The sequence below is a fragment of the Nonomuraea recticatena genome, from assembly GCF_039533245.1.
GTDB lineage: Bacteria > Actinomycetota > Actinomycetes > Streptosporangiales > Streptosporangiaceae > Nonomuraea > Nonomuraea roseola.
Genome location: NZ_BAAATE010000004.1, coordinates 241,893 through 264,224 on the forward strand (window position 1 = coordinate 241,893; position 22,332 = coordinate 264,224).

Annotated in this window: 20 protein-coding genes; 14 read left to right on the top strand and 6 right to left on the bottom strand. The window is 70.1% G+C overall.

Annotated elements, in window-relative coordinates:
• Positions 1–33 precede the first annotated feature (33 nt).
• From mca to ABFX50_RS10060, 3 genes are read left to right on the top strand one after another with little or no spacing between them, the layout of a single operon-like run.
• Positions 34–918: a mycothiol conjugate amidase Mca gene (gene mca, locus ABFX50_RS10050; RefSeq protein WP_346145260.1), complete on the top strand. Its 885-nt coding sequence runs from the start codon at positions 34–36 to the stop codon at positions 916–918.
• A 33-nt stretch (positions 919–951) separates the two neighbouring features.
• The gene (locus ABFX50_RS10055) at positions 952–1,083 is read left to right on the top strand and encodes a hypothetical protein (RefSeq protein WP_281388192.1); all 132 of its coding nucleotides are present in this window, start codon (positions 952–954) and stop codon (positions 1,081–1,083) included.
• The gene (locus tag ABFX50_RS10060; RefSeq protein WP_346145262.1) at positions 1,080–1,358 is read left to right on the top strand and encodes a GNAT family N-acetyltransferase; all 279 of its coding nucleotides are present in this window, start codon (positions 1,080–1,082) and stop codon (positions 1,356–1,358) included. Before ABFX50_RS10055 ends, ABFX50_RS10060 begins: the two co-directional genes overlap by 4 nt.
• Positions 1,359–1,459: 101 nt before the next feature.
• Here the strand turns inward: ABFX50_RS10060 and ABFX50_RS10065 are convergent, their stop codons facing one another.
• Positions 1,460–2,605: a hypothetical protein gene (locus ABFX50_RS10065; RefSeq protein ID WP_346145263.1), complete on the bottom strand. Its 1,146-nt coding sequence runs from the start codon at positions 2,603–2,605 to the stop codon at positions 1,460–1,462.
• 94 nt (positions 2,606–2,699) lie between these two features.
• Here ABFX50_RS10065 and ABFX50_RS10070 point away from each other — a divergent pair, with 94 nt between their 5' ends.
• A complete protein-coding gene (locus ABFX50_RS10070; RefSeq protein WP_346145264.1) occupies positions 2,700–4,700 on the top strand; it encodes a thioredoxin domain-containing protein in 2,001 nt (666 codons plus the stop codon).
• Here ABFX50_RS10070 and ABFX50_RS10075 read toward each other — a convergent pair.
• Together ABFX50_RS10075 and ABFX50_RS10080 are read right to left on the bottom strand one after the other, a co-directional pair.
• Complete coding sequence (locus tag ABFX50_RS10075; protein ID WP_346145266.1) at positions 4,680–6,848, bottom strand: transglycosylase domain-containing protein; 2,169 nt, start codon at positions 6,846–6,848, stop codon at positions 4,680–4,682. The two genes, ABFX50_RS10070 and ABFX50_RS10075, sit on opposite strands and share 21 nt — an antisense overlap.
• Positions 6,849–6,948: 100 nt before the next feature.
• Positions 6,949–7,434 carry an Lrp/AsnC family transcriptional regulator gene (locus ABFX50_RS10080; RefSeq protein ID WP_346128891.1) on the bottom strand — a complete coding sequence of 162 codons (486 nt, stop codon included), beginning with the start codon at positions 7,432–7,434 and terminating at the stop codon, positions 6,949–6,951.
• A 67-nt stretch (positions 7,435–7,501) separates the two neighbouring features.
• Between ABFX50_RS10080 and hppD the strand changes: the two genes are divergently transcribed.
• Both hppD and ABFX50_RS10090 read left to right on the top strand, forming a co-directional pair.
• On the top strand, positions 7,502–8,602 hold the full coding sequence (gene hppD / locus ABFX50_RS10085) for a 4-hydroxyphenylpyruvate dioxygenase (RefSeq protein WP_346128890.1): 1,101 nt from the start codon (positions 7,502–7,504) through the stop codon (positions 8,600–8,602).
• 268 nt (positions 8,603–8,870) lie between these two features.
• Positions 8,871–10,316, top strand: a complete 1,446-nt coding sequence (locus ABFX50_RS10090; RefSeq protein ID WP_346145269.1) for a M1 family metallopeptidase — start codon at positions 8,871–8,873, stop codon at positions 10,314–10,316.
• 104 nt (positions 10,317–10,420) lie between these two features.
• Here ABFX50_RS10090 and ilvA read toward each other — a convergent pair whose 3' ends face one another.
• Positions 10,421–11,635 carry a threonine ammonia-lyase gene (ilvA, locus tag ABFX50_RS10095; protein ID WP_346145270.1) on the bottom strand — a complete coding sequence of 405 codons (1,215 nt, stop codon included), beginning with the start codon at positions 11,633–11,635 and terminating at the stop codon, positions 10,421–10,423.
• 285 nt (positions 11,636–11,920) lie between these two features.
• On the opposite strand from ilvA, the gene ABFX50_RS10100 reads away from it, so the two are divergent.
• From ABFX50_RS10100 to ABFX50_RS10125, 6 genes are read left to right on the top strand one after another with little or no spacing between them, the layout of a single operon-like run.
• A complete protein-coding gene (locus ABFX50_RS10100; protein ID WP_346145272.1) occupies positions 11,921–12,793 on the top strand; it encodes a hypothetical protein in 873 nt (290 codons plus the stop codon).
• 54 nt (positions 12,794–12,847) lie between these two features.
• The gene (locus ABFX50_RS10105; protein WP_346145274.1) at positions 12,848–13,165 is read left to right on the top strand and encodes a PadR family transcriptional regulator; all 318 of its coding nucleotides are present in this window, start codon (positions 12,848–12,850) and stop codon (positions 13,163–13,165) included.
• Entirely contained in the window at positions 13,162–14,049 is an 888-nt protein-coding gene (locus ABFX50_RS10110) for a hypothetical protein (protein WP_346145276.1), read from the top strand. Before ABFX50_RS10105 ends, ABFX50_RS10110 begins: the two co-directional genes overlap by 4 nt.
• Before the next feature lie 55 nt (positions 14,050–14,104).
• Positions 14,105–15,880, top strand: coding sequence for a peptidoglycan-binding protein (locus ABFX50_RS10115; RefSeq protein WP_346145278.1), 1,776 nt, complete (start codon positions 14,105–14,107; stop codon positions 15,878–15,880).
• Positions 15,873–16,556: an ABC transporter ATP-binding protein gene (locus ABFX50_RS10120; RefSeq protein WP_346145280.1), complete on the top strand. Its 684-nt coding sequence runs from the start codon at positions 15,873–15,875 to the stop codon at positions 16,554–16,556. Before ABFX50_RS10115 ends, ABFX50_RS10120 begins: the two co-directional genes overlap by 8 nt.
• Entirely contained in the window at positions 16,556–17,731 is a 1,176-nt protein-coding gene (locus ABFX50_RS10125; RefSeq protein ID WP_346145282.1) for an ABC transporter permease, read from the top strand. The genes ABFX50_RS10120 and ABFX50_RS10125 overlap by 1 nt, the downstream gene beginning before the upstream one ends.
• 35 nt (positions 17,732–17,766) lie before the next feature.
• Here ABFX50_RS10125 and ABFX50_RS10130 read toward each other — a convergent pair whose 3' ends face one another.
• Positions 17,767–18,723: an ROK family protein gene (locus ABFX50_RS10130; protein WP_346145284.1), complete on the bottom strand. Its 957-nt coding sequence runs from the start codon at positions 18,721–18,723 to the stop codon at positions 17,767–17,769.
• Positions 18,720–19,880 carry an FIST signal transduction protein gene (locus ABFX50_RS10135; protein ID WP_183660400.1) on the bottom strand — a complete coding sequence of 387 codons (1,161 nt, stop codon included), beginning with the start codon at positions 19,878–19,880 and terminating at the stop codon, positions 18,720–18,722. The genes ABFX50_RS10130 and ABFX50_RS10135 overlap by 4 nt, the downstream gene beginning before the upstream one ends.
• 153 nt (positions 19,881–20,033) lie before the next feature.
• Here ABFX50_RS10135 and ABFX50_RS10140 point away from each other — a divergent pair, with 153 nt between their 5' ends.
• Together ABFX50_RS10140 and ABFX50_RS10145 are read left to right on the top strand one after the other, a co-directional pair.
• Complete coding sequence (locus tag ABFX50_RS10140) at positions 20,034–21,425, top strand: sigma 54-interacting transcriptional regulator (protein WP_183655234.1); 1,392 nt, start codon at positions 20,034–20,036, stop codon at positions 21,423–21,425.
• 56 nt (positions 21,426–21,481) lie between these two features.
• Positions 21,482–22,327 (top strand): hypothetical protein, encoded by an 846-nt coding sequence (locus ABFX50_RS10145; protein ID WP_346145287.1) that lies wholly within the window; start codon positions 21,482–21,484, stop codon positions 22,325–22,327.
• Positions 22,328–22,332 lie beyond the last annotated feature (5 nt).

The following is a 22,332-nucleotide window of genomic DNA, read 5'->3' on the forward strand; positions in this document are numbered from 1 at the left end:
TGAACCGGTCCGAACTGAGGAGACAGCGAGCCAGTGAGCGCACCGCTGAGGCTGATGGCCGTCCATGCACACCCGGATGACGAGTCGAGCAAGGGCGCCGCGACGATGGCCCGTTATGTCGCGGAGGGCGTCGATGTCCTGGTCTGCACCCTCACGGGCGGCGAACGGGGCTCCGTGCTCAACCCGAAGATGGACCGGCCCGAGATCGTCGAGAACATCGGCGAGGTGCGGCGCAAGGAAATGGATCGCGCGCGCGAGATCCTGGGTGTCCAGCAGCGCTTCCTCGGCTTCGTCGACTCGGGGCTGCCGGAGAGCGAGGAGGAGGAGCTGCCCGAGGGCTGCTTCGCCCTGCAGCCGCTCGAGATCGCCTCGGCGCCGCTCGTGGCGGCCGTGCGCGAGTTCAGGCCGCACGTCATCCTCACCTACGACGATGACGGCGGCTACCCGCACCCCGACCACATCATGACCAACAGGGTCTCGGTCGAGGCCTTCGAGGCCGCGGGCGACCCCGACCGCTACCCGGGCACAGGCGACCCCTGGCAGCCGCTGAAGCTCTACTACCAGATGGGCTTCACCAAGGAGCGGTTCGAGGCGCTGCACGAGGCGATGAACGAGCGCGGCATGGGCTCGCCCTACGCCGACTGGATCGCCAGGTGGGAGGACAGGCCGCAGAAGTGGCCCGTCACCACCAAGGTGCCGTGCGGCGACTACTTCGCCACCCGCGACGAGGCGCTGATGGCGCACGCCACGCAGGTCGACCCCGACGGATTCTGGTTCGTGTGCCCGAGGGATCTGCAGCAGGAGATCTGGCCGACCGAGGACTACCACCTGGCCAGGTCGCTCGTCGACACCGAGCTTCCCGAGGACGACCTGTTCGCGGGCATACACGCCGAGGAGACCGCGGCAGCCTGCAAGTAAGCTGGAGCCGTGACGTACTTCGCCATAGGTGACGTGAGCCCTGGAATCCTGGGCTTCACCGTCGTGGCCCTCATGGGATTCGCGCTGTTCCTTCTCATCAAGTCGATGAACAAGCAGATCTCCAAGATCGAGGTTCCCCACGAGGCCGACCTGGACAAGAAGTGAAGATTCTGGACAACTCGGCGGAGAGCCGGTTCGAGATCCATGTCGATGGACAGCTCGCCGGCTTCGCCGACTACAAGCTGCTGCCCTCCACGATCGTCTTCACCCACACCGAGGTGAAGCCCGAGTTCGAGGGGCAGGGGCTGGCCGGCGAGCTGGTCGCCCACGCTCTCGACGCCAGCAGGGACACCGGGCTGAAGGTGCGCCCGGTGTGTCCCTACGTGGCCAGGTACATCAGCCGTCACCCCGAGTACAAGGATCTGCTCGAGGAAGAGTGACCGTGAACCTCGTCCCCTCACCGGGGTGTGAGGACTCGGCGGCCGGCACGCCCAGGTCGACGGGCCCGTAGAACCCTCAGAGCGGACGCCGCGGTGGCGGTTCAGTCGTCGGGCGACCAGGCTCGCTCCAGCGCCTGCGGCAGGCCCCACCAGCCCAGCGGCGTGAGCACGTCGTCCTCGTCCACGATGCCGAGGTAGGCCCACAGCGCGGCCACGTGCGTGAAGAGGGTCTCGGTGGTGTCGAGGTCGTCGGGGTCGTCCATGTCGACCGTGATGTCCTCGGACTCGGCGATGAGCCTGGCGATGCGCTCGGGCGAGGCGAGCACGCCGGGGCCGAGCCTGGCCAGCGCCGCCACCGCTGCCAGCCAGTCGGCGTGGTGGATGGCGCACAGGGCTGCGAGGACCGCCTCCTCGTGGCTGAGCTCCTCCTCGAGCTCCTCGTCCTCCTCGCCGCCGTCGTCGTCGAGGTCGGAGATGGGGCCCGCGATGCCCGCGACGACGGCCAGCCACAGCTCACGGTCGTCGTCGGGGATGAGGCCGCCCTCGAACCCCGCGCAGGCCCGCAGCACGTTGCCCGGGTAGCCGGGGAAGGCGAGCATCTCGCGCAGCCTCGCGGCGGCCAGTCGCAGGTCGGCTTCGGGCAGTTCAGGGCGTTGGGGCAGCTCGGACAGGATCCGCCGCAGCTCGGCGAGCGCGTAGGCCTCCTCTTCGTCCCATGCGGCGAACAGCTCCTCGTCCTGCTCGTCGCTCACCACCACGCTCGGCACCCTGCCGTCGGGCAGCGGCGTGTTGAGCCAGCGCTCCTGCAGCTCCTCGTAGGCGGTGCGGGCCGCCGTGTCGCCCCTGGCCAGGAGGTCCGGGTCGATCTCTCCCACCTCGATGCGCTCCTCCAGGTAGGTGACGAACCTGGCGTGCATCTCCTCGGCGACGGGGCCTCGCTCGTCCTCCTCCGGCCAGACGAAGTAGCTGGGCGTGAGCAGGATCGGCTCGCTGCCCGTCGCCTCCAGCCAGCGCTGGACCTCGCCGACGGTGGCCTTGCCCGACTCGATCGCGCTGAGCGTGCTCCTCGCGGTCTCCCAGAAGGTGACCGACAGCGGGTTGCCCACGGCCAGCATGGCTCTGCGCAGGTCGGGCATGGCCACGAGGGCCACACCCGAGGGTACGGCCAGCAGCGCGCGCGCCACGTCCCTGCGGGTCAGTCCGGTGGCGGGGCGCCCCGCGTGAGCGCTCACGAAGTCAAGGTCCACGTTCGGTAACCTACGCCCCGACGTGCCCATGCGTCGAAGAAGCAGCGCGCCGCGCGGCCTTCGGCCCCCCTCTCGCGCGTGAGAGGCTGGAGACATGAACAGGCTGCAACACGCCACCAGCCCCTACCTCCAGCAGCACGCCGCCAACCCGGTCGACTGGTTCGAATGGGGCGAGGAGGCGTTCGAGGAGGCCAGGCGGCGCGACGTGCCGCTGCTGATCTCGGTGGGCTACTCGGCCTGCCACTGGTGTCATGTCATGGCGCACGAGAGCTTCGAGGACGACGAGACCGCGCGGCTCATGAACGCGCACTTCGTCAACGTGAAGGTGGACCGCGAGGAGCGGCCCGACGTGGACGCCGTCTACATGAGCGCCACGCAGGCCATGACGCAGCACGGCGGCTGGCCGATGACGGTCTTCGCCACCCCCGAGGGCCATCCCTTCTACTGCGGCACCTACTTCCCCAGGCCGCAGTTCCAGCGGCTGCTCGTCGGCGTGCACAACGCCTGGACAGGCGACAGGGAGCAGGTGCTCGAACAGGGGTCGAAGGTCGTCGAGGCGCTCAACAGCGGCACGGCGCTGCCCGGCGGCGCGCTGCCGACCGAGGAGACGCTCGAACGGGCCGTCGCGAACCTGGAGCGCTCCTTCGACCCGGCGCGCGGCGGCTTCGGCGGCGCGCCGAAGTTCCCCCCGTCGATGGTGCTGGAGTTCCTGCTGAGAAGCGGCGAGCGCGTCATGTCCGACAGGACGCTCGAAGCGATGGCGAGGGGCGGGATCTACGACCAGCTCGGCGGCGGCTTCGCGCGCTACAGCGTCGACGCGGAGTGGGTGGTGCCGCACTTCGAGAAGATGCTCTACGACAACGCGCTGCTGCTCAGGGTCTACACGCACTGGTGGAAGGCCACGGGAGCCCCGCTGGCTCGCCGGGTGGCGCTGGAGACGGCCGACTGGCTGCTGCGCGAGATGCGCACCCCCGAGGGCGGGTTCGCCTCGGCGCTCGACGCCGACAGCGAGGGCGAGGAGGGCAGGTTCTACGTCTGGACCCCCGCGCAACTGCGCGAGGCGCTGGGCGAGGACGCGCAGTGGGCCGTCGAGCTGTTCGAGGTGAAGGGCACCTTCGAACACGGCGCCTCGGTGCTGCAGCTGCTGGAGGACCCCGACGACCCCGACAGGTACGAGCGCGTGCGGGCCAGGCTGATGGCCGCCAGGGACCTGCGCGTACGGCCTGGCCGCGACGACAAGGTGGTCGCCTCGTGGAACGGCCTGGTCATCGCCGCCCTCGCCGAGACGGGAACCGTCTTCGAACGTCCCGACCTGGTCGAGGCGGCGAGCGCGGCCGCGGCTCTCCTGGCCGGCACGCACGTCACGGACGGCAGGCTGCTCAGGACCTCCCGTGACGGGCGGCCTGGGCACAACGCAGGGGTGCTCGAGGACTACGCGAACCTGGCGGAGGGCCTGATCACGCTCTACGGCGTCACAGGCGAGACGCGCTGGTTCGAGCTGGCGGGCCGCCTGCTCGACGTGGTGCTCGACCGCTTCGCCGACGGCCGCGGCGGCTTCTTCGACACCGCGGACGACGCCGAGCGGCTCTTCCAGCGTCCGCAGGACCCCGCGGACAACGCCACACCGTCGGGGCAGTTCGCCGCGGCGGGAGCGCTGCTGTCCTACGCCGCGCTCACCGGCTCCTCGCGGCACAGGCAGGCGGCTGAGGCGGCGCTGGGCACGGTCTCGGTGCTGGCCACAGGGCACGCCAGGTTCGCGGGATGGGGGCTGGCGGTGGCGCGCGCGGCGCTGGCCGGGCCCGTCGAGGTGGCCGTCGTCGGGCCTCCAGACGACCCTCGCACCGCCCAGCTGCACAGGGCGGCGCTCCTGGCGGACGTCCCCGGCCTGGTCGTGGCCCTCGGGCCCGAGGGCGCGTGGGGAACGACGGACACGCGGAAAGCCCAGGACGGCGCCGCGGGGACCGTGCCGCTGCTGGAAGGGCGCGGGCTCGTCGACGGCGCTCCCGCCGCCTACGTCTGCAGAGGCTTCACCTGCCGTCTGCCGGTGACCACGCCCGCCGACCTGCGCGCGGAGCTAGCGGTCGCCGGGCGTTGAGGCGTCTTCCAGCTCGCCCGGCCCCGTCGTGGGGTTCGGATCGGGGCTGTCGGGTCGTGCGGGCCGGTTCGACTGCTGGTCGGACTGCTGTTCGTCGTTGTTGGCGTCGCCCCTGTCGGTCTCCTCGGGAATGACAGGGGTGTCAGGGGTCTCAGGCGTCGAGGAGTCGGGCGGCGAGGCAGGCGGCGAGGTGAACTGCTGGTCGTCGCCGCCGTCGCCGTTCCATCGCTCGTTCCAGTCGCCGTTGTCGCGCTGGTCGTAGCCGTCGCCGACGTCGTCACCCTCGCCGCGGTAGTCCCAGGAGTCCGCGCCGTACTGGGAGGGCTCGGGGAACTGCTCGACCGGCTTGCCTGCCATGGCCTCGGTCATGAACGCCTTCCAGATCCGCGCGGGGAACTGGCCGCCGAACTGCACGCCGTACCCGGGGATCTCGACGGTCTTGTTGTCGTCGCGGAACATGTTGACCGCGGTGGCCAGCTGCGGGGTGAAGCCGTTGAACCAGACGGCGCCCGAGCTGTCGGTGGTGCCGGTCTTGCCCGCGACGGGCCTGTCGTAGAGGCGGGCGCCGGTGCCGGTGCCGTACTTGACGACCTGCTCCATGGCGTAGATCGCGTCGGCGGCGGCCTGCTTGCCGACCACGGTCGTCGACTTGGGCTTGACGACGGACCTCTTGCCGTAGGAGTCGGTCACCGACTTGATGACGTGGGTCTCCATGTGGACGCCGCCGTTGGCGAGGCTGGCGAAGCCCGAGGCGTTCTGCACGGCGCTGACCGAGGCCACGCCCAGGGGGAAGGAGGCGGCCGCCTTGTGCGGTTCGAGCTGGCCGGCGGGGATGCCGGCCGCCTCGGCGACCTTGGCCACCTTGTCCAGGCCGACCTTCTGGCCCAGGTCGACGAAGGCGGTGTTGACGGAGTTCTGCGTGGCGCTCACCAGGTTGATGTGACCGTAGGAGCGTCCGCTGTCGTTGGGGATGGGCTGGGAGGCGCCCGGCACGGTGATGGGCGAGTTGCCGTCGACCGTGGTGGACAGGCTGAGGCCGTTCTCGAGCGCGGCGGCCAGCGTGTACGGCTTGAACGTCGAGCCCGCCTGCACCTTGGCGGAGAAGGCGTTGTCCCACGACTGGTCCTTGGGCCCGCCGTAGAAGGCGACGACCTCGCCCGTCGCGGGGTCGACGGCGGCCAGGCCGGTGCGGATCTTCTTGGACGTGCCGGAGGGCACGACGGCCTTCACCGCGCGCTCGGCCGCCGCCATGAGGTTTTTGTCGAAGGTCGTGACGATCTTCAGGCCGCCGCCGTTGATGTCCTCGTCGGTGTAGCCGCGGGCGTGGAGCTCCTCACGGACCCTGTCGACCATGACCTGGGCCTGGCCCTTCAGGCTGAAGGCGGCCTTGGGCGCGGCCAGCTTGGGGAAGACCTGGGCCGCCGCCTGCTCGGGGGTGATCGCCTTGGTCTGCGTCATGGCGTCGACGATCGCCTTCCACCTGGTCCTGGCCGCGTCGAGGTCGGCGCCCTGGGGGTCGGCGAACCTGCTGGGCTGCTGGATGACCGCGGCCAGGTAGGCGCCCTCCGACACCGAGAGCTTGGCGACGTCCTTGCCGAAGTAGGCCTGGGCCGCGGCCTGCACGCCGTTGGCGCCCCTGCCGAAGTAGATGGTGTTGAGGTACTGCTCCAGCACCCAGTCCTTCGACTTGGACTGGTCGACCTTGATGGAGATCAGGATCTCCTTGAACTTCCTGGTGATCGAGCGTTCCTGGCTGAGACCGCTGTAGTAGTTGCGGACCATCTGCTGAGTGATGGTGGACCCGCCCTGCAACTGCTTGCCCGTGACGGTGGACCAGACGGCGCGGGCCGTTCCCTTGAAGGACACGCCGCTGTCGGTGTAGAAGGACCGGTTCTCGGCGGCGATCACGGCGTCGCGCACGTGCTCGGGGACCTGCTCCAGCTTGACGTTCCTGCGGTTGACGCCCTGCTTGGCCAGCACGCTCTTGCCGTCGCGGTAGTAGATCACCGAGCCCTGCGCGGTGGCCTCCTTCTGCGTGCTGTCGGGGATGGGGGTCATCGCCCAGGCCACCCCGAACAGACCGATCATCGCGACGAGGCCGACCCCGAACGCGATGCCCACGTAGCGAAGGATCCGTCGCTTCCGCATGCCCTTGTCCCCACCGATCCGCACAAGCGCCCCCGATCGCAAGCTCAGCAAACCCCCGTCAGCTGGGCGGAAGGCCAAGAATAAACGATCGGTAACGATGCTAGGGCTTTCGGGCGCTCCGCCGGGGGACATCGGCGACCAATGGCAGAACTCGGTATGGGACGGGTGTGTCCAGCACGATGACCGACGAGGTTCGCAGAACACCCTGGACGTCAACGATCTGGTCGATGACCCGCTGCAGGTCGGAGTTGCTCCGCGCGACGACCCTGCACAGCAGGTCGCTGCCGCCGGTGATGGTGTGGACCTCCAGCACCTCGGGGATGTGCGCGAGGCGGTCGGCGACCGGATCGTGCCCGCTGACCTGTCTGATCTCCATCGTCACGAACGCGGTCACGTCGTAGCCCAGCGCGGTCGGCGACACGTCGGGCCCGAACCCGGTGATGACCCCTCTGGCGATCATGCGGTCGAGCCTCGCCTGCACCGTGCCGCGGGCGACGCCGAGCCTTCGGGAGTACTCCAGCACGCCCAGGCGCGGCTCGGTGGCGAGCAGACTGAGCAGTTTGGCGTCCAGTTCGTCGATGGTCATGGACAAATTGTCCACTATTTCAAGTGACAGTTGCGCAGACCGTCCATGCAAATCAACAGTTACCTGTATGAGCGACGTGTTTCCGGTCAAAGGCATGGATGCCGTGGTGTTCGCCGTGGGCAACGCCAAGCAGGCGGCCCACTACTACTCCACCGCTTTCGGGATGAGGCTGGTGGCCTACCGCGGCCCAGAGAACGGCAGCAGGGACGAGGTCGCCTACGTCCTGGCCTCGGGCGGCGCGCGGTTCGAGCTCCGCTCGTCGGTGCGCCCCGGCACGGACATGGCCCGCCATGTCGCCGAGCACGGCGACGGCGTGATCGACCTGGCCATCGAGGTGCCCGACGTCGAGGCGGCCTACGAGCACGCCGTCGCGCAGGGGGCCCGTGGGCTCGCCGCGCCGTACACGATGGAGGACGAGGACGGCAAGGTGGTGATCGCGGCCATCGCCACCTACGGCGAGACCAGGCACACCCTCGTCGACCGCTCCAACTACTCGGGCGTCTACCTGCCCGGCTACCGCGCGGCCGAGCCGATCACGCAGCCGCCCGCCAAGCGCTTCTTCCAGGCGGTCGACCACTGCGTGGGCAACGTCGAGCTCGGCAAGATGGACGAGTGGGTGGAGTTCTACAAGCGCGTGATGGGCTTCACCAACATGGCGGAGTTCGTCGGCGACGACATCGCCACCGAGTACTCCGCGCTGATGTCGAAGGTCGTGGCGGACGGCACGCGCAAGGTGAAGTTCCCGCTCAACGAGCCGGCCATCAGCCGCAAGAAGTCGCAGATCGACGAGTACCTGGAGTTCTACGGCGGTCCGGGCGTGCAGCACATCGCCCTGGCCACCAACGACATCCTCACCACCGTCGACAACATGAGGGCGGCGGGCGTCGACTTCCTCGACACCCCCGACTCCTACTACGACGACCCCGAGCTGCGCGCCAGGATCGGCAAGGTAAGGGCGCCGATCGAGGAGCTGAAGAAGCGCAAGATCCTCGTCGACCGCGACGAGGACGGCTACCTGCTGCAGATCTTCACCAAGCCGGTGCAGGACCGCCCGACGGTCTTCTTCGAGCTGATCGAGCGGCACGGCTCGCTCGGATTCGGCAAGGGCAACTTCAAGGCGCTGTTCGAGGCGATCGAGCGCGAGCAGGAGCGCCGCGGCAACCTGTAGAGCTCTGCCCCCTCCTGCGGGGGCAGAGGCCGGGCAGGAAGCTGTTCGGGATGCGGGTGGTCACCGACAGGGACCGGCCGGCCACACTCGGGCAGGCGGCGATCAGGCTTCTGGTCGCCGCCGTTCTGACCGCCCTGTGCCGTTTGAGCCTCTTGACGATGGTTGGGTCCCGTTCGACCGGCGCGAGCAGCCCCTGCGCGACAAGGCGGCCAAGACGCTTGCTGTAGATGCCTGACCAGCGACGATTGCTCGCGTAGGCTTGTCACCCATGCGTTCCGCTCTGCTCGTACTGCTCCTGGGCGCGGTCGCCTGCGCCCCCTCCAACGTGGATGCGCTTCTTTCCGCCGACGCCGACGGAGACGCGACTCCCACTGCCACCGCCCAGACTCCCGCGCCCACGCGGTCGGGCCAGGAGTGGGGCGCGCGGGGCATCGGCGACCCCGACTTCCCTCTCGACGGCAACGGCGGCTACGACGTCTCGCGCTACCGGCTGAAGATGGGCTACGACCCCGCCACCAAGCACCTGAAGGGAAACGTCTCGATCGAGGCGAAGGCCACGCAGTCCCTGCGGCGCTTCAACCTCGACCTGAAGGGCTTCGACGTGGGGAAGGTGAGCGTCGCGGGCAAGCCGGCGACGTTCACGCGAAGCGGCGACGAGCTCTCGGTGACGCCGGCCGCGCCCCTGGCCAAGGGCGGCCCCTTCACCATCACGGTCACCTACGAGGGCGTTCCCCAGCCGGTCAAGGACTCCTCCAACCTGGGCACCTACGGGTTCATCCCCACCACCGACGGCGCCTACGTCGTCTCCCAGCCCAACGGCGCCAAGACGTGGTTCCCCTCCAACGACCATCCGGCCGACAAGGCCCGCTTCGACTTCGAGCTGACCGTGCCCGAGGGCCTGACCGCCCTGGCCAACGGGGAGCTGACCAAGAAGCCGGTCACCAGCGGGGGCAAGACCACCTTCACCTGGTCGGAGCGGCATCCGATGGTGACCTACCTGGCGACGATGACGCTGGGCAAGTTCGAGCTGCGTGAGGGCAGGACGGCGAAGGGCGTTCCCAACCTGGCCGCCGTCGACCCGAAGTACCGCGGCACGCTCGCCGACCTCCACACCGTCACGGGCGAGATCACCGACCACTGGAGCACGGTCTTCGGGCCCTACCCCTTCTCCTCCACCGGCGGCGTGGTCGACGACTTCGCCGCGGGGTACGCGCTGGAGAACCAGACCAAGCCGATGTACGGGGGCTTCAAGCCCGACGAGAGCATCATCGCCCACGAGCTGGCCCACCAGTGGTACGGCGACAGCCTGTCCATCAAGCGGTGGAAGGACCTGTGGCTCAACGAGGGCTTCGCCACCTACGCCGAGTGGCTGTGGTCGGAGCACAGGGGCAGGACGAGCGCGCAGAGCCTGTTCGACAACTACTATGCCAAGCCGGCCGGCAACGCGATGTGGGCCTACCCGCCTGGCCAGGCGAAGCCGAACGACCTGTTCAACGAGTCGGTCTACATCCGCGGCGCCATGACGCTGCACGCGCTGCGCACTGCCGTCGGCGACACCGCCTTCTTCGAACTGCTCAAGAAGTGGGCCCAGGACCACAAGTACGGACACGTCACCACCCCCGAGTTCGTCGCGCTGGCGGAGAAGACGTCGGGTAAGCAGCTCGACCAGCTCTTCGACGCCTGGCTCTTCACCAAGGGCAAGCCGGCCCTGTAAGAGCTCCGTTGAACGGAGTCTCTTGTCCAGCATGCCGACCAGGGTGATGGACGAGTACGGCCCGCTGATCGGCTGGGGAACCGTCCGAGGCCTGGATCGGCCCTTCAGCCGACGAAGACCTTGTAGCCCTGGCTCCCCAGCGCGCCGAGCACCTCGTCGGAGTGCGCCTGGCCGCGCGTCTCGACCTGCAGCTTGACCTCGACCTCGTCGACGTGCAGGCGCGCGTTGACCCGCTCGTGGGCGATGTCGATCACGTTGGCGCGTAGCTCGCCGAGCGTGCCGAGCAGCCGCGCGAGCGCGCCGGGACGGTCGGACATCCTGATCCGCACGGTCAGGTAGCGCCCCGCGGCGGCCAGGCCGTGCCTGAGCACCTTCGACAGCAGCAGCGGGTCGATGTTGCCGCCCGACAGCACGGCCACGACGGGCGGCTCGAAGGCGTGCGGGTGGGCCAGCAGGGCCGCCACGCCCACCACGCCCGCGGGCTCGACCACGAGCTTGGCGCGCTCGACGCACAGGACGAGCGCCCTGGAGATCTCCTCCTCCGACACCGTCACCACGCTGTCGACCAGGTAGTGGATCATCTCGAAGGGCAGCTCGCCGGGGCGGCCCACCGCGATGCCGTCGGCCATCGTGCCCGAAGGGTCCACGACGACGGGCTCGCCCATGGCCAGTGAGGCGGGGTAGGCGGCGGCCTGCTCCGCCTGGACCCCCACGATGCGCACGCCCGGGCGCAGCGACTTGACCGCCAGCGCCACCCCTGCGGCCAGCCCTCCCCCTCCGATGCCGAGCACGATCGTGCCCGCCTCGGGGAGTTGCTCGACGATCTCGAGCCCGATCGTGCCCTGACCGGCGATGACGTCGGGGTGGTCGAACGGATGGATGAACACCGCGCCGGTCCGCTCGGCGTGCTCCTTCGCCCTCGCGAGCGCCACGTCGACGCTCTCGCCGCCGAGCACGACCTCGGCCCCGTAGGTTTGCGTCGCCTCGACCTTGGGCAGCGGCGCCGCCTCCGGCATGTAGACCGTCGCCCGCGTGCCGACCAGGCCCGAGGCCAGCGCCACGCCCTGCGCGTGGTTGCCCGCGCTGGCGGCGACCACGCCCCTCCGCCTGTCGTCGTCGGTCAGCTTGGCGATGCGGACGTAGGCGCCGCGGACCTTGAACGAGCCGGCCCGCTGGAGGTTCTCGCACTTGAGATGCACGGGGCCGCCGACGATCTCCGACAGGATCCGCGACCGCAGCACAGGGGTCGGCACGACCACCCCTGCGAGCAGCTCGCGTGCGGCCACCACGTCGTCGAGGGTCACCTGCGCGAACACCATGCGGCAAGTCTCCCACCACCGCTCGCCCGCCCGATCCTGGCGAGCCCGAGGGCAGGCGGTCGCGGATGTCCCGCTTGACCATACTTCGTCGGCCGAAGTATGGTCCTTTCCGTGCCAAGCGATCAGTCCCGCTTTGCGATCGCTCCGCACGCGGTGATCCGGATCGCAGTATGCACCCATGACCGGAAGCGCGCTCGACCACCTCGAGCGCGGTAAGGAGCTCTCCCTCATGTTCACCCCGAAGCGGACCTCCCTCCTGGCCGTGATCGACACGGAGCCCGGCCAGTGAGGCGCGCGACGGCGCTGCTCGTCCTCGCCCTGGCGGCCGGCTGCGGCGGCACCGCCGCGCAGACCGCGGCGCCCAGCCCCGAGGCCCAGGGAGTCAAGCAGCGCAAGGAGGCCGAGATGGCCACCTGCATGAAGCAGAAGGGCTTCAAGTACGTCGCGTACGTCAGCCCGCCGATCCAGCTCAGCGACCAGCGGAAGAAGGCGTTCTCCGGCGACTACGAGTCCATGAGGGCCGAGCGCGCCAAGTACGGGTTCGGGCACTTCTCGTTCTACGTCTATCCCAAGGAGTACGAGAACAACCCGATGGTCAAGCCCGACAACCCAGACATCAACCCGAACTGGGCCATTCAGAGCTCACTCTCCGCGGAGCAGCGCAAGTCCTACCAGAGCGCTTCGGAAGCCTGCTACGTGACCATCATGAAGAAGATCACAGGGAAGGAGGTGAAGTCGATGATGGGCCACTTCGAACAGGCCGAGAAGGCGAAGACCCAGGCGCTGGCGCGCGAGCTCGACAGCGATCCCGCGCTGGCAGAGAAGGCCAAGGCCATGGCCGACTGCCTGACGGGCAAGGGCTACAGGGTGGGCAAGTCCAACCCCACCGCGATCGCCCAGCGGGGCTCGGCCGAGATCCGCGCCCAGGTGGTCCAGCTGGGCAAGACCGACGACGTCGACGACAGCAAGCTCGAACCCGGCCGTTACTACGAGCCGACGCTCACGGCCGAGCAGGCCAGGCCGTACCTCACCAAGGAGATCAAGGTCGCGCTCGACGACCTCGAGTGCGGCAGGGACTTCTACGCCGCCTACCTGCCCAAGGAACAGGAGATCCACAGGAGGATCGACCTGGAGTACGGCATGGAGGGGACACCTTGACGATACTTCGCCGAACGAAGTACGTTTTGCGCTATGTCTAAGGGATCATCCGGTTTGAGTGAGCAGACCTACTTTGTCCTCGCCGCACTCCTGGACGGCCCGCTCCACGGACACGCGATCATCAAGAAGGTCGTGGACCTCTCGCAGGGAAGGATCACCCTGGCCGTAGGCACGCTCTACGGCGCGCTCGACAGGCTGGCCGCCAACGGCGTCATCACCGTCGAGCGCGAGGAGGTCGTCAACGGCCGCAAACGGCGCTACTTCAGGATCACCGACGAGGGCAGCGGCATGGTCGAGGCGGAGGCCAGGCGCATGCAGCAGGCGGCAGCCGTGGTCACGGGCCGCCGCAACCTGGGGGCGACGTTCGGATGACCTCTCTCGAGCGGCGCTACCGCTGGCTGCTCAGGGCCTATCCCTCCGGCTATCGGGCCGACTACGGGGACGAGCTCCTCGACGTCCTGATGGACAACGCGAAGCCGGGCCAGGCGCTGCCACCTCTTCGCGAGGCCGTCGCGCTGGTCGTCGGTGGGCTGCGCACCCGCATCATCACGGCGGCACAGGGGCCCGCCTGGGTGGACGGGTTGCATCTGGCCGTCGTGGCGCTGACTCTGGTCAACCTCGCGGTGCTCATCCCCTACGCCACGAGCGTGCCGCTGTGGCTGGGGCTGTCGGCCGTCAGCCTCCTGCTGGTCCTGCGCGGCCTGCCGCGCCTGGCCCTGCCCTTCGCCGGGCTGGTCGCCTTCAAGATCACTGGGATCACCATGGGTCAGCCGTGGCTGGACGCGACGCTGCTGCCCGTCTTCCCCGACGGGCTGTGGCAGGGGCCTGCGCTGTACGGCAACGGCGGTCCCGTGGCTCCGCTGACCGCCAACCTCCTGATCGTCCTCGGCCTGGTGATCCTGGCCACCAGGGGCGAGCGGCCGAAGAGCCGTTCGTGGTGGTGGCTGGCCGCCGTACCGCTGGTGGCGGGCGCCGACCCCGCGGGACTCGACATCGTCGCGGGCTCGCCCATGGCGATGACGAGAGTCTTCCTCGAAGTCGCGCTGCTGAGCGTCGCGGCCTACGCGGGCCACCTCACCGCCGATCCCCGCTGGGCGATCGCGGCGGGGGCCTACCTGCTGCCCGCCAGCGCCGTCCTCGCCGAGAACCACCAGTTCCTCCAGCGGCAGGATCTCGCTCACTGGGGACTTCTGATCGTCCTCACCGCCCTCGCGGCCGCTGGGCCGTTCCGAGCCAGGCGTCGCATCCTCCTCTGATCCTCGTCAGCGCCACGAGCTCTCTTCGCCATGCCCGAAAACAAGGAGTTCTGTCGTGAAGTCCCCCCGCAAGGTGCTGATCGGCACCGTGGCCTGCGTGATCGCGACCGCGGGCGTCGGCTGGGGTGTCAGCACCCGGCTGCGCTCACCCGCCGACGAGGCGGCGCTGCGCACGCCGCCGAAAGCCTCGCTGATCACCGCCCCGGTGGAGCGCACCAAGCTGGTCAGCACGGTCGTCGTCAGCGGCACCCTGGAGTACGGCTCGCCGCTGCCCGTCACGCTGGCGGGCGTGGTCGGCGGCTCCGACACCACCCAGCGCGCCACCCGTGCGCCCCGCCCCGGCAAGGTCGTGGAGGGCGGGGTCCTGATGGAGGTCAACGGCAGGCCGGTCTTCGCCATGTCGGGCAAGGTGCCCATGCACCGCACGATCGGGCCCGGCGCCAAGGGCGCGGACGTCAAGCAGCTGCAGAGGGCGTTGCGCACTCTCGGCCACGGCGCCAGGGTGACCGGCGTGTTCGACCCGGCGACCGTGGCGGCCGTCACGAAGTTCTACGCCAGGAAGGGTTACGAGGCCCAGCAGCCCACCCTCGAGTCGCGGCAGCAGCTCGACTCGTTGCGCAAGGCCGTACAGACGGCCCAGGAGACGCTGGTCACCGAACAGAAGGCCCTCGACCAGGGAGGCGACGTCCGGCCGCTGAAGCTGAAGCTCGGCAACGCCAGGGCCGACCTCAAGGCCGCCCGGCGCGCCTACGACGAGGCGAAGGAGCGCAGCCACACCACCGAGGACGACGCCAAGATCGAGGCCGCGGACGTCGCGGTGCGCGCGGCGGAGGAGAGGGTCCTGCAGGCCGAGAACGATCTGGCCGCCGCGGTGAAGGAGAACGCCACGCCTGACACCGGCTCTCCCACGACCACGACCACGCCGGCCGCCACGCCCGCGCCCGCGCCCTCACCGAAGGCCTCCGTCGACACGACCCTGCTGGAGCTGCGCGTGTCCAACGCGCGGGCCGACCTGGAGTCCGCGCGCAGGGCCTACGGGCGGATCGAGGAGGAGGCGCGGCTGGCCAGGGGGAAGCGGCTGACGGAGCTCAGCAAGACGGTGCGCGACGCCAAGGAGGCCGTGGCCGCCGCCGAGCAGGCGCTGCGGCAGGCCCGCTCGCTGTCGCCGGTCAAGCTGAAGGTCGCCAACGCCCGGAAGGATCTCGCCGCCGCCAGGTCGCTGATGGCGGAGTACCAGAGGACGTTCGGCACCACGATCCCGCCTGGCGAGCTGGTCTTCCTGCCCAAGCTGCCCGCCCGCCTGCACAAGGCGGGGGTCAAGGCCGGCGAGAACGTGGACAAGGCGGTCGCCACCGTCACCAGCTCGTCCTTCGTGGTCACGGGCTCGGTGGAGTCCACCGAGATCGACCTGCTGAAGGAGGGGCTCGACGCCGTCATCGAGACCTCCTCGGGCAAGACCTACCCGGCCACGCTGACCGCGTTCGGCGAGAAGGCCGCGTTGTCCACCGACGAGGCCAAGCCCGCGGAGGGCGAGGAGGGGATGAGCTCGGAGCCCGTGCTGATCAGCCCGGTGTCGGAGAAGGGGCTCAAGGGACTGGCGGGCACGGCCGTCACCGCGAAGGTGACGGTCGGCGCGACCGACACCGAGGTGCTGGTGGTGCCCGTGGCCGCCGTCACCACCTCGGCCGACGGCAAGGCCAGGGTGCGCGTCGAGGTCTCGCCCGACAGGACGAAGGACGTGGAGGTGCGCACGGGACTGACCGCCGACGGCAAGGTCGAGGTCACCGGCGACCTCAAGGAGGGCGACAGGGTGGTGGTCAGCGGTGCCTGAGCCCGTCATCGCCCTCGAGGGCCTCAGCAGGGAGTTCCCCGCCGACCCTCCGGTGCGCGCGCTGTCCGACGTCTTCCTCGAGGTGCTGCCGAAGGACTACCTCGCGATCGTCGGCCCTTCGGGGTCGGGCAAGTCCACCCTGCTCAACGTGCTCGGCCTGCTCGACACGCCCACCTCGGGCAGCTACCGCATCGACGGCATCGAGACCACGACCCTGCGCGACGGCGAACGCACCAAGCTGCGCGGAAGCAGGATCGGCTTCGTCTTCCAGTCGTTCCACCTGCTCGCGCACAGGAGCGTCGCCGAGAACGTGATGCTCGCCGAGGTCTACCGGAGCAGAGGAGCTCGGGAGCGCAGGAACCGCAGGGCCAGGGCGCTGGAGGCGCTGGAGCGCGTCGGGCTGTCCCATCGGGTGGACTTCCTGCCCGACCGGCTGTCGGGCGGCGAGCGGCAGCGCGCGGCGATCGCCAGGGCGCTGATGGGCGGCCCCTCCCTGCTCCTGTGCGACGAGCCCACCGGCAACCTCGACAGCCGCAACACCGGCGCCGTCCTCGACCTGTTCGACGAGCTGAGAGGGCAGGGGCTGACGATCGTGGTCATCACGCACGAGATCGAGGTGAGCGACCGTGCCCAGCGCAGGGTCAGGATCACCGACGGCGTCCTGGTGGAGGAGTAGTGGACCTCCGTGACCTGCTGAACGAGGCCATGGCCGGCATGCTGGCCCGTCCCGTCAGGACCGCTCTCACCACGCTGGGCACCGTGCTCGGCATCACCACACTCGTCATCACCCTCGGCGTCGCCGCCACCGCGGGCAACCAGATCGTCGGCAGGTTCGACGCGCTGACCGCCACGACGGTGACCGTCGAGGTGGCGGAGAACGCCAAGGCCGCCGTCGAGTGGGACGCCGTCGACCAGGTCACCAGGTTGCGTGGCGTCACCTCGGCCGCCGCCGTCGCGGAGACCAAGAAGAGCGCCAACCTGAGCGTGCGCTCCAACAAGATCATCGACCCCACGCGGGTCACCGACCAGACGCTGACCGTCGTGGCCACCAGCACCGGCCTGCCCGGCGCGGTCAAGGGCAGCATGATCCAGGGCCGCTACTTCGACGCCGGCCATCTCGCCAGGCAGGACAAGGTCGTGGTGGTCGGCGAGCAGGCGGCGAAGATGCTCGGCATCACCCGGCTGGACAGGGCGCCCGCCGTCTTCATCGGCAAGCACGCCTACACCGTGATCGGCGTGCTCGGCGCCATGCAGCGTGAGAAGAACCTCGGCACCGCCGTCATGGTCCCGCCCACGATCGGCAAGCGGTTCGGGATCAAGGACGTCACGAGAGTGCTGATCAACACCAGTCTGGGCGCCGCCGACCTGATCGCCAGGCAGGCGCCGACCGCGCTCAGCCCGGGCAACGAGGCCGAGCTGCAGGTCATCGCGCCCCCCAGCCCGACCAGGGCACGTGACGCCGTGCAGAACGACGTCAACGCGCTGTTCCTCATCCTGGGGCTGGTGTCGCTCGTCGTGGGCGCCGTGGGCATCGCCAACGTCACCCTCGTCACCGTCATGGAGCGCGTCGCCGAGATCGGCCTGCGCCGCTCCCTCGGAGCCGCGCGCCGGCACATCGCCGCCCAGTTCCTGCTGGAGTCGACGCTCACCGGGCTGACCGGCGGGGTGATCGGCGCCAGCCTCGGCATCCTCGCCATCGTCGCCGTCTCGGCGGCCAAGCAGTGGACACCCGTGCTCGACCTGCGGCTGGCCCTGATCGCTCCCCTCGCGGGGGCCTTGGTCGGCCTGCTGGCCGGGCTCTACCCCGCCCTGCGCGCCGCCAGGATGGAGCCGGTCGACGCACTCCGGTAGCCGCGGCCACACCGAGCCAGGCCGCGTGGGCTGGACTACCCGGCGCTCCAGTAGCGTTCCTCCGCCAGGACGAGAGCCGCCGCTCCGACGAGGCCGGCGTCCTGCCCGAGCTCGGCGGGGCAGACCCTCACCCTGCGCGCGAAGTCGAGGCGCGCGTGCCCGCGCAGCGCCTCCTCCAGCGGGCCGAACAGCAGCTCGCCCGCCTGCGACAGGCCGCCGCCGATGGTGACGAGGTCGAGGTCGCACAGCGCCGTGGCGGAGGCGATCGCCACGCCGAGGGCGGTGCCCGCCCTGCACATCGCGGCCATCGCCACCTCGTCGCCCGCCGCGGCGTCGCGGGAGAGATCCCGCGCCGTCACCTCGCGATCCTCCCTGTACGGCCCCGCGTCGTGCGCGTCGCCGTACGTGGCGGGCTTCCAGCCCTGCGCCAGCGCCCACGCGGTGAGCCCGGGGCCACGGGCGACCGCCTCCAGGCAGCCGCGGCCGCCGCATCCGCACGGCGGGCCCTCGGGATCGACCACGACGTGCCCGATGTGCCCCGCGTTGCCGGTGCCGCCGTCGATCAGCCGGTCCCCGAGGACGAGCCCGCCGCCCACACCTGTGGACACGACCATCCCCAGCATGTTCGCGCTGCCCCTGCCCGCTCCCCGCCAGTGCTCGGCCACGGCGAGGCAGACGGCGTCGTTGTGCAGGCGCACGGGCACCGAGGGGAAGCGCTCGGCGAGCCTGGCGCGCAGCGGGAACCCGCGCCAGCCCGGCATGTTGAGCGGCGACACCTCGCCCGCGGGCCAGGTCATCGGCCCTCCGCAGCCGACGCCGACGCCCTTGACGTCGGCGGAGAAGGGCTCGACGAGGTCGGCGAGCATCTCCCACAGCGTCTCGGCCCCGCCGCCCCTCGGGGTGGCCACCCGCTCGGCCGCCACCACCTCACCGGCGGCGGAGACCAGCCCGGCGGCGAACTTCGTCCCGCCGATGTCGATCGCGAGGATCACGAGGAGAAGACCAGGATCGAGGCGGTGAAGCCGTGCACATGGTTGTGGCCTGCCACGGGGCCCACCTCGCCCGCCGCGAAGAAGCCCGCCATGCCGATCGAGCCGAGCGTGTCGCGCAGCGCGACCGCGTCGTGGTCGGCGCTGCCGAACATCGCCGAGCCCCTGCCGTTGCAGGCGAACAGCAGGGCGCCGTCGATCCTGCCGAGCTCCTCGCGGTGCGCGTCGAGCAGGTCGTAGAGGTCCTCGTCGGCGGTCGCCGCGTCGCGCACCTGGAAGCGCACGGTCCTGCCGATGTCGACCACGTCGCCGATGGCCACCGCCTCCCGTTCGGGGTCGATCCCGATGACCCCGCGGATGAGGAAGTCGCCCCGCTCGTGGTGCTCGGCGTACTCGTCCATCGCCACGCCGATCTGCAGCCCCGCCGCGACCAGCTCGCGGTCGTCCTCGTCCAGGTCGCTGACGATGTCCTCCAGCCTGGCCAGCGCGGGCTGACCCGCCAGCTCCAGCAGCAGGTTCTCCTCCGCGCTGGTGACCACCATGGTCGGCCCGATCGGCCTGCAGCCCTGGCTGACCACGGTGCTGACCTTGACCCCGCCGCCCAGCAGCACCCCGATGGCGCCCTCGGTGTAGACCTCGCCCCCTGCGAACAGCCGCACGGAGCCCCTGCCCTCGAGCCCGTTGGCCAGGCCGCCGATCAGCGGAAGGTCGCCGAGCACCTCGGAGGAGCGCTCGACGAAGGCGTCGGTGGGGAAGGTGTACGGATCGGCCAGCAGGATCGCCACCTGGTCGTCGGCCTGGCGCTCGGGCAGCCCGACGACCACGAACTTGTCCTCGGCGGTCAGCGTCTCCAGCTGGAACGTGGTCAGCCGCCCGCCGTCGAGCGTCGCCGCCCAAGCGCTCACCGAGGGCGTCAGCTCCACGCCCTGGCCGTCGCCGATCACGCCTGTCGCGCTGCAGCCGATCACGTGCGCGGACGAGGCGACCGCCATGGCCCGCTGTCCCGCCCTCGCCACATCGTCGGGGTCCTCACCGCAGATGAAGAAGCAGACCAGGTCGGCGGGTCCGCTCAGTCCTGCGAGCGCCTGCCGCACGGCCGTCTCAGCGGCCGCGCCGAGGTCGGATCCCACGGCGAGGCCGTCAGCGAATCGGCTCGTCAACAGCGCCACGTGTCTCGCCTCCCTTACACGTCGGTGGTGTCCCTCGGGCGGATTCTCCCCACTGCGAGCACAAGCACGCGCCCTTATCGTCACGCATCAGTCAAATCCGAAAGACATTCCCGCATTCCCCCAAGGCGACGTAGTCTCGAACCCGTGCATCAGCCTCGTATTCTCCGTGAGCTGCGAGAGAGCGGTCACGCTCATCGCAGCGTCAAGACCGAGGTCCGCGAGAACCTGCTCGCCAGGCTCCGCGCGGGCGAGCCGCGCTTTCCCGGCATCGTGGGCTTCGACGAGACCGTCCTGCCCCACCTCGAGCGCGCCCTGCTGGCCGGCCACGACCTGGTCCTGCTGGGCGAACGCGGCCAGGGCAAGACCAGGCTCATCCGTACGGTCACCGGCCTGCTCGACGAGTGGACCCCCGTGGTCGAGGGATGCGAGATCAACGACCATCCTTACGCTCCGGTCTGCGCCCGTTGCAGGCGCCTGGCCGACGAGCTGGGAGAGTCCCTGCCCGTGGCGTGGAAGCACCGCGACGAGCGCTACGGCGAGAAGCTCGCCACGCCCGACACCTCCGTCGGCGACCTCATCGGCGACGTCGACCCCATCAAGATCGCCGAGGGGCGCACGCTCGGCGACCCCGAGACCGTCCACTACGGCCTCGTCCCGCGCACCAACCGCGGCGTCTTCTCCGTCAACGAGCTGCCCGACCTGGCCGAACGCATCCAGGTCTCGCTGCTCAACGTGCTGGAGGAGCGCGACATCCAGGTGCGCGGCTACAACCTGCGCCTGCCGCTCGACATCCTGCTCATCGCCAGCGCGAACCCCGAGGACTACACCAACCGCGGCCGCATCATCACCCCGCTGAAGGACCGCTTCGGCGCCGAGATCCGCACCCACTACCCGCTGACCATCGAGGACGAGCTCACGCTCATCCGCCAGGAGTCGACGCCGGGCATCGGCGCGGACGTCCCCGAGCACCTGGTCGAGGTCATCGCCCGCTTCACCCGCCTGGTGCGCGAGTCGACCGCCGTCGACGCCCGTTCGGGCGTGTCGGCGCGCTTCTCCATCGCCGCCTCCGAGACCGCCGCGGCCTCGGCCGTACGGCGGGCCGCCATCACCGGCGAGGAGCGGGCCGTGACCCGCGTCTGCGACCTGGCCACGGTCGTGCCCAGCCTGCGCGGCAAGGTGGAGTTCGAGGTCAGCGAGGAGGGCAGGGAGACCGAGATCCTGGCCCACCTGCTGCGCCGCGCCACCGCGGAGACCTTCCGCGGCAGGCTCGGCGGCATGGACCTCACGCCGCTGCTCGACAAGTTCGCGGCGGGCACCCAGGTGGAGTCCGGCGAACTGGTCCCCGCCGGAGAGCTGCTGCGCCGCATCGGCCCCGTCGAGGGGCTGGCGCGGGTGATGTCCAAGCTCGGCATGGGCACCGGAGAGGAGTCACCCGGCCACGCGGCGGCCGCGCTGGAGTTCGCGCTCGAAGGGCTCTATCTCATGCGCCGGCTGTCGAAGGACGACGTCGACGGAGTCGCCACCTATCGGACGTAAACATTCGCGCGATCTCCCGCGTCCTACTCGGTGACACCTAAATCCCGGGGGAGATCATGCGTCTGCTCGCACTGACCGCCAGCGCCTGTCTTTGTGCCGCCCTCAGCGCCACCGGCGCCGCCTCGGCCGCCGCCGTCCCTGCCGGCGCGCCGGGCACCGTCCCTGCCACGGCGCCTGCCGCTGTGCCTGCCACTGTGCCTGCCGCCGTGCCTGCCGGCCTGCCCGCCGCAGGCGCGTCCGCCGCCGCCAAGGTGGCGTACGGCTTCGCCTGGTCCGACGGCAAGGGCGTCCTGCGCGTCACGCCCGCCAAGGCGACGCTCGTCAAGGAGCACGGCATCCTGCGCTACAAGCTCAAGGCCGTCGCCGGCGCCAAGGAGATCAGGCTCGACTACACCAAGTCCGCCTACAGCCGCGTCACGGTCGCCTGCGACCTGGTGGAGACCGAGGGCCGCGTGGCGCTCGACGCCAAGGGCCTGGGCAGGACGAAGTGCACGCCTGCCGACCTCGCCTTCACGCTGCAGCGCGGGCCCGCGCCGTTCAAGGTCGAGCACTCAGGCGGCAAGGCCGTCAAGGTCAGCGAGTTCCTGACCGACTGGGGCAACCCCAGGAGCGCGTTCGGCACGATCAAGCGGGTCAACGACACCACGGTCTCCTTCAAGGGGATCAAGCTGGGCTACACCCACGCCATCGGCTTCTACCGGGTCACCGCGAAGTGCTCCAGCGGCTGGCTGACCGGCAAGCCGGTCAACGCCTCCCGCGACGGCCTCGGGCAGAAGCCCTGTACGGCCGCCGACTTCACGAAGGTGCTGAAGGCGCAGAAGCACCCCGTGCTGGTCAAGGCCGACTACAACCCGCTCAGCGGCGAGCTGATCGAGGTGTGGGAGGTCTACGGCGACGCATAAGGGGC